Raw genomic sequence first — 13,362 nt, forward strand, 5'->3', positions numbered from 1 at the left:
CGGCCCCAAGAGTCTCGCCCGGCAGCGCCTGAAGGGCCCCTGCGGCGCTGCGCCCATGGAGCGGAGCCTGCAGGCGCTGGACCTGGCGGATCGAGGCCGGATCGTCTTGCGCGGCGCCAGCGCCGGCGGCTTCACGGCCCTGAACGTCATCGCCCGCGAGCCGGGCTTTCGCCGCCGCGATCTCCTACTACGGCGTGAGCGACCTGCGCCAGCTGGGCGAGGCCACGCACAAGTTCGAGTCGGGCTACCTCAAGACCCTGGTGGGCGCATCCGACCTCGCCGATCCGGTGTTCGCCGCGCGGTCGCCGATCACCCACGCGGCGCAGATCAGCGCGCCGGTCCTGCTGCTGCAAGACGCCGACGACAAGGTCAATCCGCCCGAGCAATCCTTGAGCTGGCGCGCCGGATCACCGAAGCTGGCGGGCGCTGCGACGTCCATCTGTTCGCGGGCGAGGCCCACGGCTTCAAGCCGCTGGACACCCTGCGCGCCGGCCTGGGCCTCGAGCAGCGGTTCCTGGACGCGCTGACCTGAGCGGCGTCACCAGCCGTTGGTCCGCCGCCACCGCGCCACCACTTCGCCGCCCTCGACCACCAGGTATTCGTCGTACATGGCCGCGGTCATGCAGACGTGGTTCGGGGCGATGCGCACCTTCGCCCCGATCGGCAGGGCCTCGAACGGCAGGGGCCGGTCCGAGCGGATCTCGCCATGCTCCTGATGGACGTCGACGACGCACAGATGGTCGAACCGGGCCGCGCCGGCGATGTCCAGCACCAGGCCGTAGCCGAAATCGCCGTCGCCCCGGCCCGCGGTGCTGCGGTCCTTCGAGAGCGCCAACCCCCCCGCGTCGATGACGATCTGGTTGCGAGCCCGGTTGTGGCTGATGACGCTGGCCAGCACGGTCACCGCCAGGCTGTCGCGCGGCTGCGAGCCGATATCCACCTGGAACAGATCTCCGGCCATGTAGACGCCGGCGCGGATCTCGCTGAGCCCGCCCGCCGAGCCGCCATGCACGGCGGTGGGCGTGGAGCCCACGCTGGTCGCCAACGGCCCCAGCCCTGCCGCGCGCAGGCGATCGGCGGCGACGGCCACCACTCGCCGCTCCTCCTCGGCGATCGCCGCGATCTCGGCGGCGGTGCGGGCCGCGTAAGCATGCCCCGCGTGACAGGCGATCCCGACAAGCGTCACCCCCGCGATCGCCTGCAGTTCCTGGGCGGCGTCCAGCAGGTCCGGCCCATCGGGGTCGAAGCCCGTGCGGTGCTCGCCGCAGTCCACCTCGAGCCAGACGCGGAAGGTCCCGCCGTCGCGCCGGACCCGTTCCGCGACCGACCTGGCCATGTCGACGCTGTCGATGAAGAAGCCGAACAGGGGAGCGACGGTCGCGATCGCCGCCGCCCGGGCCAGTTTGTCAGGGCTCAGGCACACCGCCAACTGGATGTCGGAAAAGCCGTGGGCGGCGAAGTACTCCGCCTCCTTGAGCGTGGCGACCGCGATGCCGCCGTGGGTCGGGTCGACCGCCAGCCGCGCCGCGTCGGCGCTCTTGAGCGTCTTCATGTGCGGACGAAGCCGGACACCGCGCGCATGGCAGCGAGCCACCATCGCGCCCGCGTTTCGGACCAGCCGGTCCCGATCGAGGACCAGGGACGGGGTGGAACATTCGGCCAGGCCGGTCATCGCGATGTTTCCTTACTGTCGGATTGGGCCGGCGACACGATCATCCGCAGGGCCAGAGCGCACAGGCCGGCGGCGAGCGCCACGCCGCCGACTACGATAAAGTGGCGCCCGTAGATGCCGGACATCATGTCCAGGGATGCGTCGCGGGGCACGGCGGCCAGGGTGGCCAGCAACCCGGCGCACAGGTTGCCGAGGGCGAAGCTCAACAGCAGCAGGCCCATGGCCACACCTTCCAGACGGGCGGGGACCGCGCGGCCGACCAGGGTATAGGTCAGAGGCGCGATCATCAGCTCGCCCAGGGTGATCAGCAGATAGGCTCCGACGACCCAGCTCATCGAGATCGCCGCGCCGGCCGGCTGTAGCATGATCGCCCCGGCCAGCAGCCAGAAGCCCGCGCCCATGAGGCCGAAGCCGATGGTGAATTTCACCGGGATGGCCGGCTCGGCGCCGTGGGCCCGCAGGCGCGTCCAGCCCAGGCCGAGCAACGGCAGCAACAGCAAGACGAAGAAGGAATTGAGCGACAGCAGTTGCGGCGCCGCCACGTGGAAGCCCAGCACCTGCTTGTCCACCAGGCGGTCGACGAAGAGGTTGATGGCCAGCGAGAACTGCTCGAACACCATCACGAAGCAGAGCGGCACGGGAAGCACCGCCATGAGGCGCAGCACGGCGCGGCGGTCTTCGCCCGACCGGTCGCGGGCGGCGACCACGAGCAGGTAGCCGCAGCCGGCAGCCAGGGTCGCGGCCAGCAGGGCGCCCAGCACCAGCCCGTGCTGGATCAGGAACGAGGCCAGCAGCACGGTCACGCCCACGCCGCCATAGATCCGGATGCGCGGCGGGCGATCGCCCGGCCCACGGCCGGTCGACTGTCCGTCGGCGCGCACCAGATGCCGGCGTCCGGCGAGCAGTACGCAGAGCCCGGCCGCCATGCCGATCGCGGCGGCTCCGAACCCCCAGCCCCAGCCGTAGTCCTGGGCCAGCCGACCGCAGACCAGGGGAGCCAGGAAGCTGCCGACGTTGACGCCCAGATAGTAGATGTAGAAGCCGTCCTCGCGTTTCGGGTCGTCGCGGCGGTAGAGGCCCCCGATAAGGTTGAGGACGTTGGGCTTGAGCAGGCCGGTGCCCACGGCGATCAGGCCGAGGCCCAGGCAGAAGACCTGGAAGATCGCCTCGCCCTGCAGCCAGCCTGTGGCGACAAGCAGGTGCTGGGCCGCCAGGGTGGCGTGGCCGCCCATGATCATCAACGCGCCGGCGAAGGTGGGCTCGCGCTGCCCGAGCCAGCGGTCGGACAACGCCCCGCCCAGCACCGAGGTCGCCAGCACCAGCGCCGCGTAACTACCGAACAGCATCGCGGCACGGGCATCGGACAGGCCGAAGGCGGCGATCAGGTAGAAGACCAGGAAGGCGCGCATGCCCTGGTAGCTGAAGAGCTCCCAGGCCTTGAGGGCGACGATCACCGGAAGGCCGGTCGGGTGGCCAAGGAACCAGGATCGCTCCCGCCCGGGATGCTCTGATTGATCTGGTTGCACGCGCCGCCCCGACATAAAGTCGATTGTGTATCGAGTATTTATAGACCCAGCAAGCGTGGGAGCAGCCGAGGCGGGCGCCGCAAAGGCTCAAACCGGTGCATGTGTAGGGTTTTCGGGTGGGCCGCAGCCTACCCGCGCTGCGGTTCCGCGCCTTCCTGAGACCCCAGGTCGCCGACGTCACCCTCCACCAAGTCGAAGCGGCGCATGGCCGCTAAACTGAGCAGGAGCAAAGCGGCCGGCAGCACCGAGATCCCGAGGCGGATCGCCAGCAGCGCCGTGGGCGCCTGCGGCGTCATCGCACCGTTCTTGGAGGCCACGTAGCCGCCCAGCGCCAGCACCGCCGCGGCGAACAATGGCCCGATAGCCAGCCCCGCCTTCTCGCAGGACGTCCAGACGCCGGTGTACACGCCCTCGCGGGCCCGCCCGTTGCGCCGCGCGTCATGGTGGATGACGTCCGTGACCATGGAGAAGGGGATCAGCTGCAGGCCGGCGAAGCCGATGCCGGCGCCCACCGCCAGCAGATGGGCGGCCCAGATGGGAAGGCCCGGTCCCGCGAATATCCACAGCATCACGACAAAAGCCTTCCAGATCGCGGCGCCCGCGAAGACCGCGCGCTTGCCAAACTGCACGGAGAGGTGGTGCCAGAGCGGCATCGCCAGCATGCCCGCGCAAAGCGTCGCCACGCCCATGGTGCCGATCATCGCCGGGTCGCGGTTGAGAATGCGGGTGACGGTGTAGGGCAGGAGCGCCGACCCGATAGCCGCCGCCACCGCCTGCAGCAGGTAAGCCAGCATCAGGGCGCGAAACAGCCTGTCGCCCCACACGCTCAGCAGTTCGGCTCCGAAAGACGCATCGTGGATCGCCGCCACACGGCTGGGCGCGTTGCGCGTGGCCAGAAACGTCGCGAACATCGCCGCCGCGCAGAAAGCGCCGACGATCAGCGACATGGCGCCGAATCCGGCGTGACCGCCACCGAACCGCGACACCAGGATCGGCGCAAAGCCGGCGCCCACCATCACGCCCGCCATGACGAAGGTCATCCGCCAGGCCATGACGCGGCTGCGTTCGGCGGGGTCTTCGCTCATCTCGGCCGGCATGGCGATGTAGGGGACGGCGAACAGGGAATAGGCCGCCGCGCTGACGCCGTAGAGCACCAGGACGTACCAGAACCCGACCATCGGATCCGCCGACACCGGCGCGCGGAACAACAGGATGAACGACAGCCCGACGCCGATCGCGCCCGCCAGCAGCCAGGGCCGCCGCCGGCCGAACCGACCGCGCGTCCGGTCCGACAACCGCCCGATCAGCGGATCGGTGAGGATCCCCCAGATCTTGGGGAAGAACAGCACGATGGCCCCCAGGGCCGAGGCCACGCCCAGAAAGTCGGTCATGTAGTAGAGCAGCAGCACGCCGGGCACGGTGGAATAGACCCCCGTCCCCAGGGAGCCGAGGGAGTAGCCGAGGAGCAGGCGCCGTCCGAGCGGCGGGCTCTTGGCGGACTTGTCCAGCAACGGCGGTCTCCCTGGAACGCGCCACCGCCGGAGACCGGCAGCACAGAATAATTCGATAAAGTATCGAGTTATGCGCGTCGTCAAGACCACGCTTCCGCGATCACTCCCGCATGTCGACGACTCGGCGGACGCCGACCGGCGCCACTTAGCCGACGCCTACTCGACTTCCGCGGCGCCGGGCGCGGCCAAGTCGCTGGACAGCCGCGGCTCGGACGTGCTCTGACTCGCGCATGGCTGACCCGCTCCCTCAACCCAGGTTGGCGCCCGAGCGGCGAGCCCTGAAGACCAATCCCGTCCGATATGTCCAGGCGCGCGGCGAGGCTCGGCGCGCCCTGCTCTATGAGACCACGCTGCGGCTGCTCCGCGAGAAGTTCGTGGAGGACATCACCTATCAGGAGATCTCCCGCGAAGCCGGCGTGCCGCTGGCATCCTGCTATCACTTCTTCCCCGGCAAGATGGAGCTGCTGGCGGCGCTGATCGACTACGTCGGACCCTGGTTCAAGGTTGTGACGATCGGCGCGGTCCTTAAGCCGGCGGCGTCCTGGATGGACATCGTCGACAACCTGATCACTGACCTGACCCTCAACCGCAACGCGGACCTGGCCTTCGCCCAGCTGTTCAGCTCGTGGAAGATCCCCAGAACCACCTACCGGTTCCATGACCACGCCGCCCAGGAGATCGCCCAACGGCTGCTGGCCGGCATCGACCGCCAGTTCATGCGCTCGCCGTTCGCCAACGAGCTGGACGTGTTCACCTTCGCCGTGCGCGTCGCCAATGCGGGATCGAGCGCCTCGATGGAGATCAACGGCGCGGTCACCGATTTCGCGCGCCAGGAGTCCCAGCGGGCGACCCGAAGCTACCTGCTGAATTTCCTGCCCCCCGTGCTCGACGTGCGGACAACACCGCTGGACTCCCCCGAACTGCTGCTGCCGCCGGAAGAACCGGGCTCCCTGTGGAGCCGTCAGGTCTGGCCGCAAGGCCCCGACGCGGAGCCATCGGCCAGCGCTTCCAAGAAATAATCTCGATAGTGTATCGAATATTGGCCTTGCCTTAGCCCCGCGCGGGGACGCAAGATCACTCGCTCCAGGGTGCGCTGCGCGACGCGGCGCGAATCTCAGAACGGGTGGCTTTCCCAACGATGCGTATCGATGAACTGTTGGCGCAAACTCAACAGCGCCTAGGACAGGAGGTCGGCCCCACGGCTTGGCGCGACGTCCTGCAGAGCGACATCTCGGCCTTCGGCGCCTGCACCTACGACCCCGATCCGATGCACGTAGACCCGGCATGGGCCGTGACGCACAGCCCCTTCGGAACCCCAATCGCCTTCGGGTACTGGACGCTGTCCATGCTCACCAGCTTCTTCCACGAGCTGGCCGGCGCGAAGCCGGGCGGCGACTACGGCGTGCCCCACGAACAGCGGATCGGCATCAACTACGGCTGCGAGCGCCTGCGCTTCATCGAGCCCGTTCGCGTGGGCGCGCGCATCCGGCCCTGGCGTCCGTCGTGCAGAAGGGTCCGGACCGCCTCCTGACCGCCTCCGACGTCGTCGTCGAGATCGAAGGCGTCGAACGCCCCGCGCTGGTGGCCCGCTGGCTTTCCATGACCCTGCTGCCGGCGCCCGACGTGGCGCTCGACGGCTTCCGTCGCGGAGGGGCGCAATGAGCACCCTCCACCCTAGCACCCTCTTCGGCTGCCTGAACGCGGTCGCCGCCGAGAAGCCGGACGCCGAAGCTGTGGTGTTCCAAGACGAACGGCTCACCTACGGGGCCCTGGTCGGGGAGGTGGAGCAGGTCGCCCGCGCCCTGCTCGCTGCAGGCGTGAAGCCCGGCGACCGCGTGGCGATGCTGGCCACCTGCCGACTGGAGTTCTGGCTCGTGTTCCTGGCGACCACGGCCATCGGTGGCATCTGGCTCGGCCTGGGCACGCGCAACCAGCTGGACGAGCTGCGCTATGTGGTGAACGACGCCGAGCCGGCCCTGCTCATCGGCATCTCCGACTTCGAGGGTCGCGATTACCGCGACGACCTGCGGACCCTGGCGGCCGAGACCGCTTCGGTCCGGGAGGTGGTCTGCATCGGCGCGTCCGGCCCCGGCGCGATCGCCTGGGCGGCCTTCCTGCAGCGGGGCGAAAGCGTCCCAGCCTCCGAGGTGGCCTCGGCCGCCGCGACGGTGCAACCGCTCGACCCGGCGTTCATCGTCTACACCTCCGGGACCACCGGGCGCCCCAAGGGCGCGGTGCTGTCCCACTACGGCCTGGTGGAGGGAAACCGCGTCCAGTCGCGCCGCTATCCGGCGGACACCCTGCCGCTCACCGGCATCTGCAGCTTCCCGATCAACCACGTGGCCTGCGCCGGCGACACCTGCTGCGCGCTGATGGTCGGCGGCGGCACGATCATCCTGACCGAGCGGTTCGACCCCCGCGAGCAATTGCGCATTGTCGAGCGGGAGCGCTGCAGCGTCTGGGGCGGCATCCCGACCATGGTGCAGATGACCCTCAACTTGCCGGACTTCGACCAGTTCGACCTGTCGTCGGTGAAGGCGATGGGCTGGGGCGGGGCGGCGATGCCGCGGGAGATCATCGAGCGCCTGCGCCTGCTCTGCCCCAGTCTGGGCCTGGTCTACGGCCTGACCGAAACCACGGTGAACGTGACCTGGACCCAGCCCCAGACCGACATCGACGTCCTGGCCGGCTCCATCGGCCGGCCGCCGCCGGAATTCCCCTGCCGCATCGCCGACGACGCCGGCGCGATCTGCGGCGAGGGCGAGGCAGGCGAGATCCAGTTCAAGGGCGACTTCAACATGTTGGGCTATTGGCGTCGCCCCGAGGCCACGGCTGCAGCCTTCACTGACGATGGCTGGCTGCGCACCGGAGACCTCGGCTTCTGGCGCGCCGATGGGAACATCTCCCTGGTCGGCCGACGATCCGAGATGTTCAAGTCGGGCGGATTCAACGTCTATCCTCGCGAGGTGGAGCTGGCCATCGAGGAGCACCCGGAGGTGGAATACGCCGCCGTCGTGTCCCAGCAGGACCCGCTCTATGCGGAAGTCGGACGCGCCTACGTCATGCTGCAGCGCGGATCCAATCTCACCGCCCGTGAACTGGACACCTTCATCCGCAGCAAGATCGCCAACTACAAGGTGCCCAAGGTCTTCGAGATCGTGCCGGAACTGCCCACGCTGGCGAACGGCAAGATCGACAAGGTCCAGCTCAAGGCGCGGGCGGCCGCCGCATGAAGTCGCCCATTGGCCTGGTGCCGCTGGTCGACCCCGCAAGCGCCAACGAGGAGCAGGCGGCGTTTTTCGCCCGCACGCCGGCGATCGCGCTCTTTCGCCTGCTGGCCCATGCGCCCCAATTGGGGGGCCGCCTGGCGGGCCTGGGCGCCGCGGTGATGTCCGGCATGACGCTGGATCCGAGGTTGCGCGAGATCGCGGCGATCCGCGTCGGGTATCGGTTGAACGCACCGTACGTGGTCGGCCAGCACGAGCGCGTCGCGGCCCGGCTGGACCTCGCACCGGACATTGTCGCGGCGATCCAGCAGGAGCCGCCAGGCCCCGGCCTCGCGGCGTCGGAGGCGTTCGTCATCCGTTATGTGGACGCGCTGGTGGCGGGCGCTCCCCCACCCTTCGATGATCCGGCCTATGTGGAGCTCTCGGAACGCGGCCGCGTCGAGCTCGCCACGACGGTCGGCTACTTCTCCATGCTCGCCATCGTGACCCGCAGCTTTGGCCTGCAACCCGACGCCACTACTTAACCGATAGTAGCTCGAGTTTCTTCACATCTAGCGACGCGGAGCCCGCCGCGCGCGGAATCGCCCAGCCTGGCGCGCCGATCGCCGCCGCTTGGGCGTGAGATCGCGATTCTCCCCTTGCCCAGGAACCGGTCAGTTCGCGCCTGCTGCAGGGCTCGGCACGACACGCTTCACGCTGATGCGCCGGCTTTGGTGTGACGCACGCTTGACAAACTCGATATCTAATCGTGTTTTGGTGAAGACGAATGCGTGCGTCTTCAGAGGGGAAAACAATGAGAAGTCTGCTTACCGGCCTATTCGCCAGCGGCTCTATCGCCGCCCTGGCCCTGGCCAGCCCGACCATCGCCCACGCGGCCGACGACGCCGACGCGGCCGGCCAGCTGCAAGAGGTGATCGTCACGGCGACCCGGCGTCCTGAGACCCTGCAGAAGGTGCCGCAATCCGTCGCCGTGATCGGCGAGGCTCAGCTACGCCAGAGCGGCGCCCACACCTTCACCGACGTCGGCTTCTCGTCGGCCAACGTGATGACGGCCAATGGCGTCGGCCCGGGCTCGTTCCAGGGGGTGGTGATCCGGGGCATCCAGAACCGCACCGGCGTCTATGTCGACGACGTGCTGATCCCGAACACCCAGGCCCAGAACGTCCAGATCATCGACGCCGAGCGCATCGAGATCCTGCGCGGGCCGCAGGGCACGACCTTCGGCGCCAATACGCTGGCCGGCGCGGTCAACACGGTGACCAAGCGGCCGTCCTTCACCTGGACCGGCGACGCCGAGGCTTCCTATGGGAGCGACAACCGGCGCGAGGCGCACGGCTACATCTCCGGCCCGCTGGCCAAGGATCTGCTGGCGTTCAAGGCGTCGGCCTTCGTCATGAAGCGCGACGGCTTCGACACCGACGCGGAAGGCAAGGAGCTGCCGACCCTCAACTCGCGCGGCGTACGGGGCGCATTGCTGTTCACCCCGACCGAACAGCTTTCGATCCAGCTCTCGGGCGACTACCAGCGCGACAAGCCGATCATCGACGACTACTACCTCTACAACCCTGCCACCAATTCCCACGGCTCGCGCCCCTCGACCCAGAACTTCCCAGGCACCGACCTGCGCAAGGTCTATGGCGGCCAGCTGCGCGCGGATTACGACTTCGGGAACAACATCAAGCTCGTGTCGATCACCGCGCAGCGATGGAGCAGCGACATGTTCGACTTCGACGGCGACTACACGCCAGCGCAGGCTTTCAACGTCCTCGGGCCAGTCAAGAACCGCGCCATCAGCCAGGAATTCCGCCTGCTGGGCGGCGACGACAAGCTGAGCTGGCTGATCGGCGCCTTCTACAACAAGTCCACCCTGATCAATGCGATGTCCTATTCGCTCGGCCCGGACTTCGAGACCTCGCCGGGGGTGCCGCTGCGCGTCTCCAGCGGCCTGACCCGCTTCATCACCCAGACCCGCTACGATCGCCTCGAGAGCCGCGGCAAGGCGGTGTTCGGCTCGGTGAACTGGCGCTTCGCGCCGGACTGGAAGCTCACGCTCGGCGGGCGCTACTCCGACACCACCGCCAACGACCACAATTTCGTGGCCAGGAACTACACCTCGCCGGCCGCGCCGGTGGGCCCGCTCACCACCCTTCCGAGCATCAAGGACTCCCGGTTCACCCCGGCGGTCAGCCTGAGCTACGACATCGCGCCGTCGATCATGGTCTACGGGACGGTGGGGACCGGCTTCCAGACGGGTGGCTACAATGGGGCCTACTGCGCCTCGACCTCGGTCAACGCAAGCCTCTGCCAGTACCGGCCGGAGAAGCTCACGAGCTATGAGGCGGGCCTGAAGAGCTTCATGTTCGACCGCCGCCTGATGCTCAACGTCGCGATCTTCGACCAGGAGTACAAGGACCTGCAGCGGCAGCAGTACGTCAACATCACCGGCACGACCTTCGGCTACGTGATCAACAACGCCTCCAGCGCCGTCTCGCGTGGCGTCGAGGCCGATTTCAAGCTGCAGGTGAACCGGTCGTTCTGGATCGACGGGTCCGCGGGCTACGAAGACGCCCACTACAAGAAGTTCCCCAACGCCTCGATCCGCATCTCCACGACGCAGTCGGCGATCATGGATCTCAGCGGGCGCTCGCTGCCCTTCGCGCCCAAGAGGACCGGCAGCGTGGCCGGCAACTACACGGGCACGACGGAACTGGGGACCTACCTGCTTCGCGCCGAGATCCAGCACCGCAGCCCCTACGTCAATTCGGACTCGCCCTTCGAACTCTACGACATCAAGCCGCAGACCAACCTGAACCTGTCGGCCCAGTTCACCTTCAACAACGGGGCCTATGTAGCGGTGCGCGGGCGCAACGTCCTCAACCAGCGCTACGTGCTGAACCAGAGCGGCAGCCCCAGCATCGCCGGTCAGTTCTTCGTGGCGGTCGCCGAGCCAGCGTTCGTCTGGGGAGAGGTCGGCTTCCACTTCTGAGCGGGACGGCCGGCTGACACGAAGAAGGGCGCGTCCATCGGATGCGCCCTTTTTTTTCGCCCGCCGAACCCGCGGCGCGGGCCTACGCGGCGCCCGCGCGGAACGACGGCGGGCGGTAGTCGAAGCCGACCAGCGTCTCGATGGCCCGGCCGATCCGCAGGATCGCCGCCTCGCCGAACGGTTGGCCGACCACCTGCACCGACAGCGGCAGGCCATCGGAATGGACCGCCACCGGGACGGTCAGCGCAGGCTGGCCGGAGACGTTGAACGGCTGGGTGAACCCGACCGTCGCGAAGGCCACGTCCAGCGCCGCCACGCTGGCGTCGACACTCTGCGCCTTCGCCTCGTCGAAGCTGAAGGCCGTCGTCGGCATGGTCGGCGTGATCATGGCGTCGAGGCCGGCCATGGCGTCCAGCAGTGCGCGGCGGTAGCTGTGCCGGCGCTGACGCGCGCGGACGTAGTCCACGCCGGAGCTTCCACGCATCGAACTGAAGAAGGCCCGCGGAACCGGGCCGTAGTCGTCGGGCCGCGCCGTCAGCGACGCTTCGTGCCAGGCGCTGGACTCGGGCGCGGTCAGGCCGCTCCAGACGGTCCGGGTGTCTTCGAGGGATGGCAGTTCGACGCTCACCAGTTCGGCGCCCGAAGCCCGCAGCAGATCCCGCGCATACTCCCATGCCGCCTTCGCGTAGGGGGCGGTACGGTCGGGAAAGAAGTTTATCGGCACGCCGATGCGAAGGCCGGCGACGCCCGCGTGCAGCTGTCCCAGATAGTCGCCGACCGCGACGTCCGCCGACTGCATGTCCGAAGGCTCAAAGCCGGCGATCGCCTGCAGCGCGAGCGCCGCGTCGACGACGCTGCGGGTCATCGGGCCGACGGTGTCCATCGACGAGGCCAGCACCCCGACGCCCTCGGTGCTCACCCGCCCGTGCGTGGTCTTCAGGCCAACGATCCCGCAATAGGCCGACGGGTTGCGGATCGAACCGGAGGTGTCGGTGCCCAGGGTGAGCGAGCAGAGCGCGGCGCCGACCGCGGTGGCTGAGCCGTTGCTCGAGCCGCCGGCCACGCGGCCGCGGTTCCAGGGGTTCTTCGCATCGCGGTGCAGCGGGCTCGGCATGCTCAGCGCGAACTCGAAGGTGTTGGTCTTGGCGAACACCAGGGCGCCCGCCTCCTTCAACCGCCGCACCACCGGCGCATCCCGGTCGGGCCGGTGATCCTGGAAGGCCACCGAGCCGTAGGTGGTGGGCATGGCTGCAGTGTCGATGATGTCCTTCAGCCCGACGGGCAGGCCGAGCAGCAGGGCGGGGTCGCCGTCCCTCAGGGCCGCCTCGGCCAGGTCTGCCTCGGCGAGCGTGCGGTCCGCGATCGTGGCGACGACGCCGCGGACCGTCGGGTTGATCGCCTCGATGCGGGCGAGATAGGCCTCGGTCAGCGCTCGCGGGCCGAAGGCGCCCGCGCGCATCCTGGCCAGCTGCTCGTGGGCCGGCAGGTAGAGTTCGTCGTCCGTCACTTGCGCCATGGTGGTCCCTCCGGTGGCCGGCCGCCTGAAATTCAGCGATCGCGCCGCAGGCGAGCTTTCCCTCATCGGCAGATACAGGCAAGAACAATAGTCGATACAATATCGATATTATCACTTGGGCTCGGCGCGCCGAGAGTCTGGCGCGTCAGCGGGCCCAGAGCGCCTCGAGCCCGGGGTCCGGCAAGGCCAGTTCCGGGGTCTCGATCGGAGCTTCACGGCGATCGAGCAGGAGGGGGCAGAAGTTGAGCAGGTAGCTGGTCGTGGCGCGCTGCGCTTCGGCCCGCGCGAAGTCGGTGACCGAGCCGTGGATCTCCATGGAGGGCGCCACGCCGGCGCTGACGATCCGCATGGCGAAGGTGAACACCTCCAACTCGTCCGCAAACCTCGGCCGAACAAACTGACGGTCGATCCCGGCCAGAATCCGGCCTGCGATTTCGCGGGCCGCGTAGTCGTGGAACCGATAGGAAGTCCTGGGGATCTTCCACGAGGTGAACAACTGCGCGAAGGCGAGATCTGAATTTCCGCTGGTCGTGATGTCCATGATGAGGTTGTCGACGACCCCGATCCAGGACTTCACGGGCTTAAGTACGGCTGCGACGGTGACGGTCCGAAACCAGGGCCCGACGTGGTCGATCAACGCCGCCATCAGCTCCATCTTGCCGGGGAAGAAGTGATAGCAGGAGGCCAGCGGCACGCCGGCTTCGCGCGCGATCTCCTGATAGGTGATGTCCTCCACGTGCTTCTCACGGAGGAGCCTGAGCGCCGTCCGGTAAAGCAGGAGCCGCCGCGCCTCGCCGCGCGCCTGGGCGTATCGGGGGGATTTGACTCTCAACAGGCCACGCTCGGCCACGAGCCGCGGGTGGCCTTCATCCTCTATCATGGCGAGCCTCAGACCATATCCGCGACCGGACTGTCCATCCCAGG

At 68.4% G+C, this 13,362-nt stretch carries 11 protein-coding genes and 1 pseudogene; 7 read left to right on the forward strand and 5 right to left on the reverse strand.

The annotated features are described in order from the left end of the window. Positions 1–170 precede the first annotated feature (170 nt). Positions 171–527, forward strand: a pseudogene (locus tag EPO51_RS25580) (alpha/beta hydrolase family protein); the annotation flags it as partial. Between the two features lie 11 nt (positions 528–538). Here the strand turns inward: EPO51_RS25580 and EPO51_RS25585 are convergent. From EPO51_RS25585 to EPO51_RS25595, 3 genes are all read right to left on the reverse strand, one after another. Further along, the gene (locus EPO51_RS25585; protein ID WP_293356653.1) at positions 539–1,672 is read right to left on the reverse strand and encodes an alanine racemase; all 1,134 of its coding nucleotides are present in this window, start codon (positions 1,670–1,672) and stop codon (positions 539–541) included. Beyond that, positions 1,669–3,213 carry a peptide MFS transporter gene (locus EPO51_RS25590; RefSeq protein ID WP_293356655.1) on the reverse strand — a complete coding sequence of 515 codons (1,545 nt, stop codon included), beginning with the start codon at positions 3,211–3,213 and terminating at the stop codon, positions 1,669–1,671. The genes EPO51_RS25585 and EPO51_RS25590 overlap by 4 nt, the downstream gene beginning before the upstream one ends. 113 nt (positions 3,214–3,326) lie before the next feature. Then, positions 3,327–4,709: an MFS transporter gene (locus EPO51_RS25595; RefSeq protein WP_293356657.1), complete on the reverse strand. Its 1,383-nt coding sequence runs from the start codon at positions 4,707–4,709 to the stop codon at positions 3,327–3,329. Positions 4,710–4,939: 230 nt separating this feature from the next. Between EPO51_RS25595 and EPO51_RS25600 the strand changes: the two genes are divergently transcribed. From EPO51_RS25600 to EPO51_RS25625, 6 genes are all read left to right on the forward strand, one after another. Further along, the gene (locus tag EPO51_RS25600; protein WP_293356659.1) at positions 4,940–5,728 is read left to right on the forward strand and encodes a TetR/AcrR family transcriptional regulator; all 789 of its coding nucleotides are present in this window, start codon (positions 4,940–4,942) and stop codon (positions 5,726–5,728) included. A gap of 119 nt (positions 5,729–5,847) precedes the next feature. Further along, positions 5,848–6,240, forward strand: a complete 393-nt coding sequence (locus tag EPO51_RS25605) for a MaoC/PaaZ C-terminal domain-containing protein (RefSeq protein WP_293356661.1) — start codon at positions 5,848–5,850, stop codon at positions 6,238–6,240. Beyond that, the gene (locus EPO51_RS25610) at positions 6,213–6,371 is read left to right on the forward strand and encodes a hotdog family protein (protein ID WP_293356663.1); all 159 of its coding nucleotides are present in this window, start codon (positions 6,213–6,215) and stop codon (positions 6,369–6,371) included. The genes EPO51_RS25605 and EPO51_RS25610 overlap by 28 nt, the downstream gene beginning before the upstream one ends. After that, a complete protein-coding gene (locus tag EPO51_RS25615; protein ID WP_293356665.1) occupies positions 6,368–7,942 on the forward strand; it encodes a class I adenylate-forming enzyme family protein in 1,575 nt (524 codons plus the stop codon). The genes EPO51_RS25610 and EPO51_RS25615 overlap by 4 nt, the downstream gene beginning before the upstream one ends. Beyond that, a complete protein-coding gene (locus EPO51_RS25620) occupies positions 7,939–8,460 on the forward strand; it encodes a carboxymuconolactone decarboxylase family protein (protein WP_293356667.1) in 522 nt (173 codons plus the stop codon). The genes EPO51_RS25615 and EPO51_RS25620 overlap by 4 nt, the downstream gene beginning before the upstream one ends. Positions 8,461–8,729: 269 nt before the next feature. Continuing rightward, positions 8,730–10,922, forward strand: a complete 2,193-nt coding sequence (locus EPO51_RS25625) for a TonB-dependent receptor (RefSeq protein ID WP_293356669.1) — start codon at positions 8,730–8,732, stop codon at positions 10,920–10,922. An 82-nt stretch (positions 10,923–11,004) separates the two neighbouring features. Here the strand turns inward: EPO51_RS25625 and EPO51_RS25630 are convergent, their stop codons facing one another. Then, entirely contained in the window at positions 11,005–12,438 is a 1,434-nt protein-coding gene (locus EPO51_RS25630; RefSeq protein WP_293356671.1) for an amidase, read from the reverse strand. A gap of 145 nt (positions 12,439–12,583) precedes the next feature. Then, positions 12,584–13,318 (reverse strand): TetR/AcrR family transcriptional regulator, encoded by a 735-nt coding sequence (locus tag EPO51_RS25635; protein ID WP_293356673.1) that lies wholly within the window; start codon positions 13,316–13,318, stop codon positions 12,584–12,586. Between the last annotated feature and the right edge of the window lie 44 nt (positions 13,319–13,362).

Origin of the sequence: Phenylobacterium sp., assembly GCF_004297125.1 — a bacterium.
Lineage (GTDB): Bacteria > Pseudomonadota > Alphaproteobacteria > Caulobacterales > Caulobacteraceae > Phenylobacterium.

What these genes read in the sequence shown, in the direction of transcription:
- EPO51_RS25600 (WP_293356659.1), top strand. Translation starts at nt 4,940, where the DNA reads ATGGCTGACCCGCTCCCTCAACCCAGGTTGGCGCCCGAGCGGCGAGCC.
- EPO51_RS25620 (WP_293356667.1), top strand. Translation starts at nt 7,939, where the DNA reads ATGAAGTCGCCCATTGGCCTGGTGCCGCTGGTCGACCCCGCAAGCGCC.
- EPO51_RS25615 (WP_293356665.1), top strand. Translation starts at nt 6,368, where the DNA reads ATGAGCACCCTCCACCCTAGCACCCTCTTCGGCTGCCTGAACGCGGTC.
- EPO51_RS25635 (WP_293356673.1), bottom strand. Translation starts at nt 13,318, where the DNA reads ATGATAGAGGATGAAGGCCACCCGCGGCTCGTGGCCGAGCGTGGCCTG.
- EPO51_RS25605 (WP_293356661.1), top strand. Translation starts at nt 5,848, where the DNA reads ATGCGTATCGATGAACTGTTGGCGCAAACTCAACAGCGCCTAGGACAG.
- EPO51_RS25590 (WP_293356655.1), bottom strand. Translation starts at nt 3,213, where the DNA reads ATGTCGGGGCGGCGCGTGCAACCAGATCAATCAGAGCATCCCGGGCGG.
- EPO51_RS25625 (WP_293356669.1), top strand. Translation starts at nt 8,730, where the DNA reads ATGAGAAGTCTGCTTACCGGCCTATTCGCCAGCGGCTCTATCGCCGCC.
- EPO51_RS25630 (WP_293356671.1), bottom strand. Translation starts at nt 12,438, where the DNA reads ATGGCGCAAGTGACGGACGACGAACTCTACCTGCCGGCCCACGAGCAG.
- EPO51_RS25585 (WP_293356653.1), bottom strand. Translation starts at nt 1,672, where the DNA reads ATGACCGGCCTGGCCGAATGTTCCACCCCGTCCCTGGTCCTCGATCGG.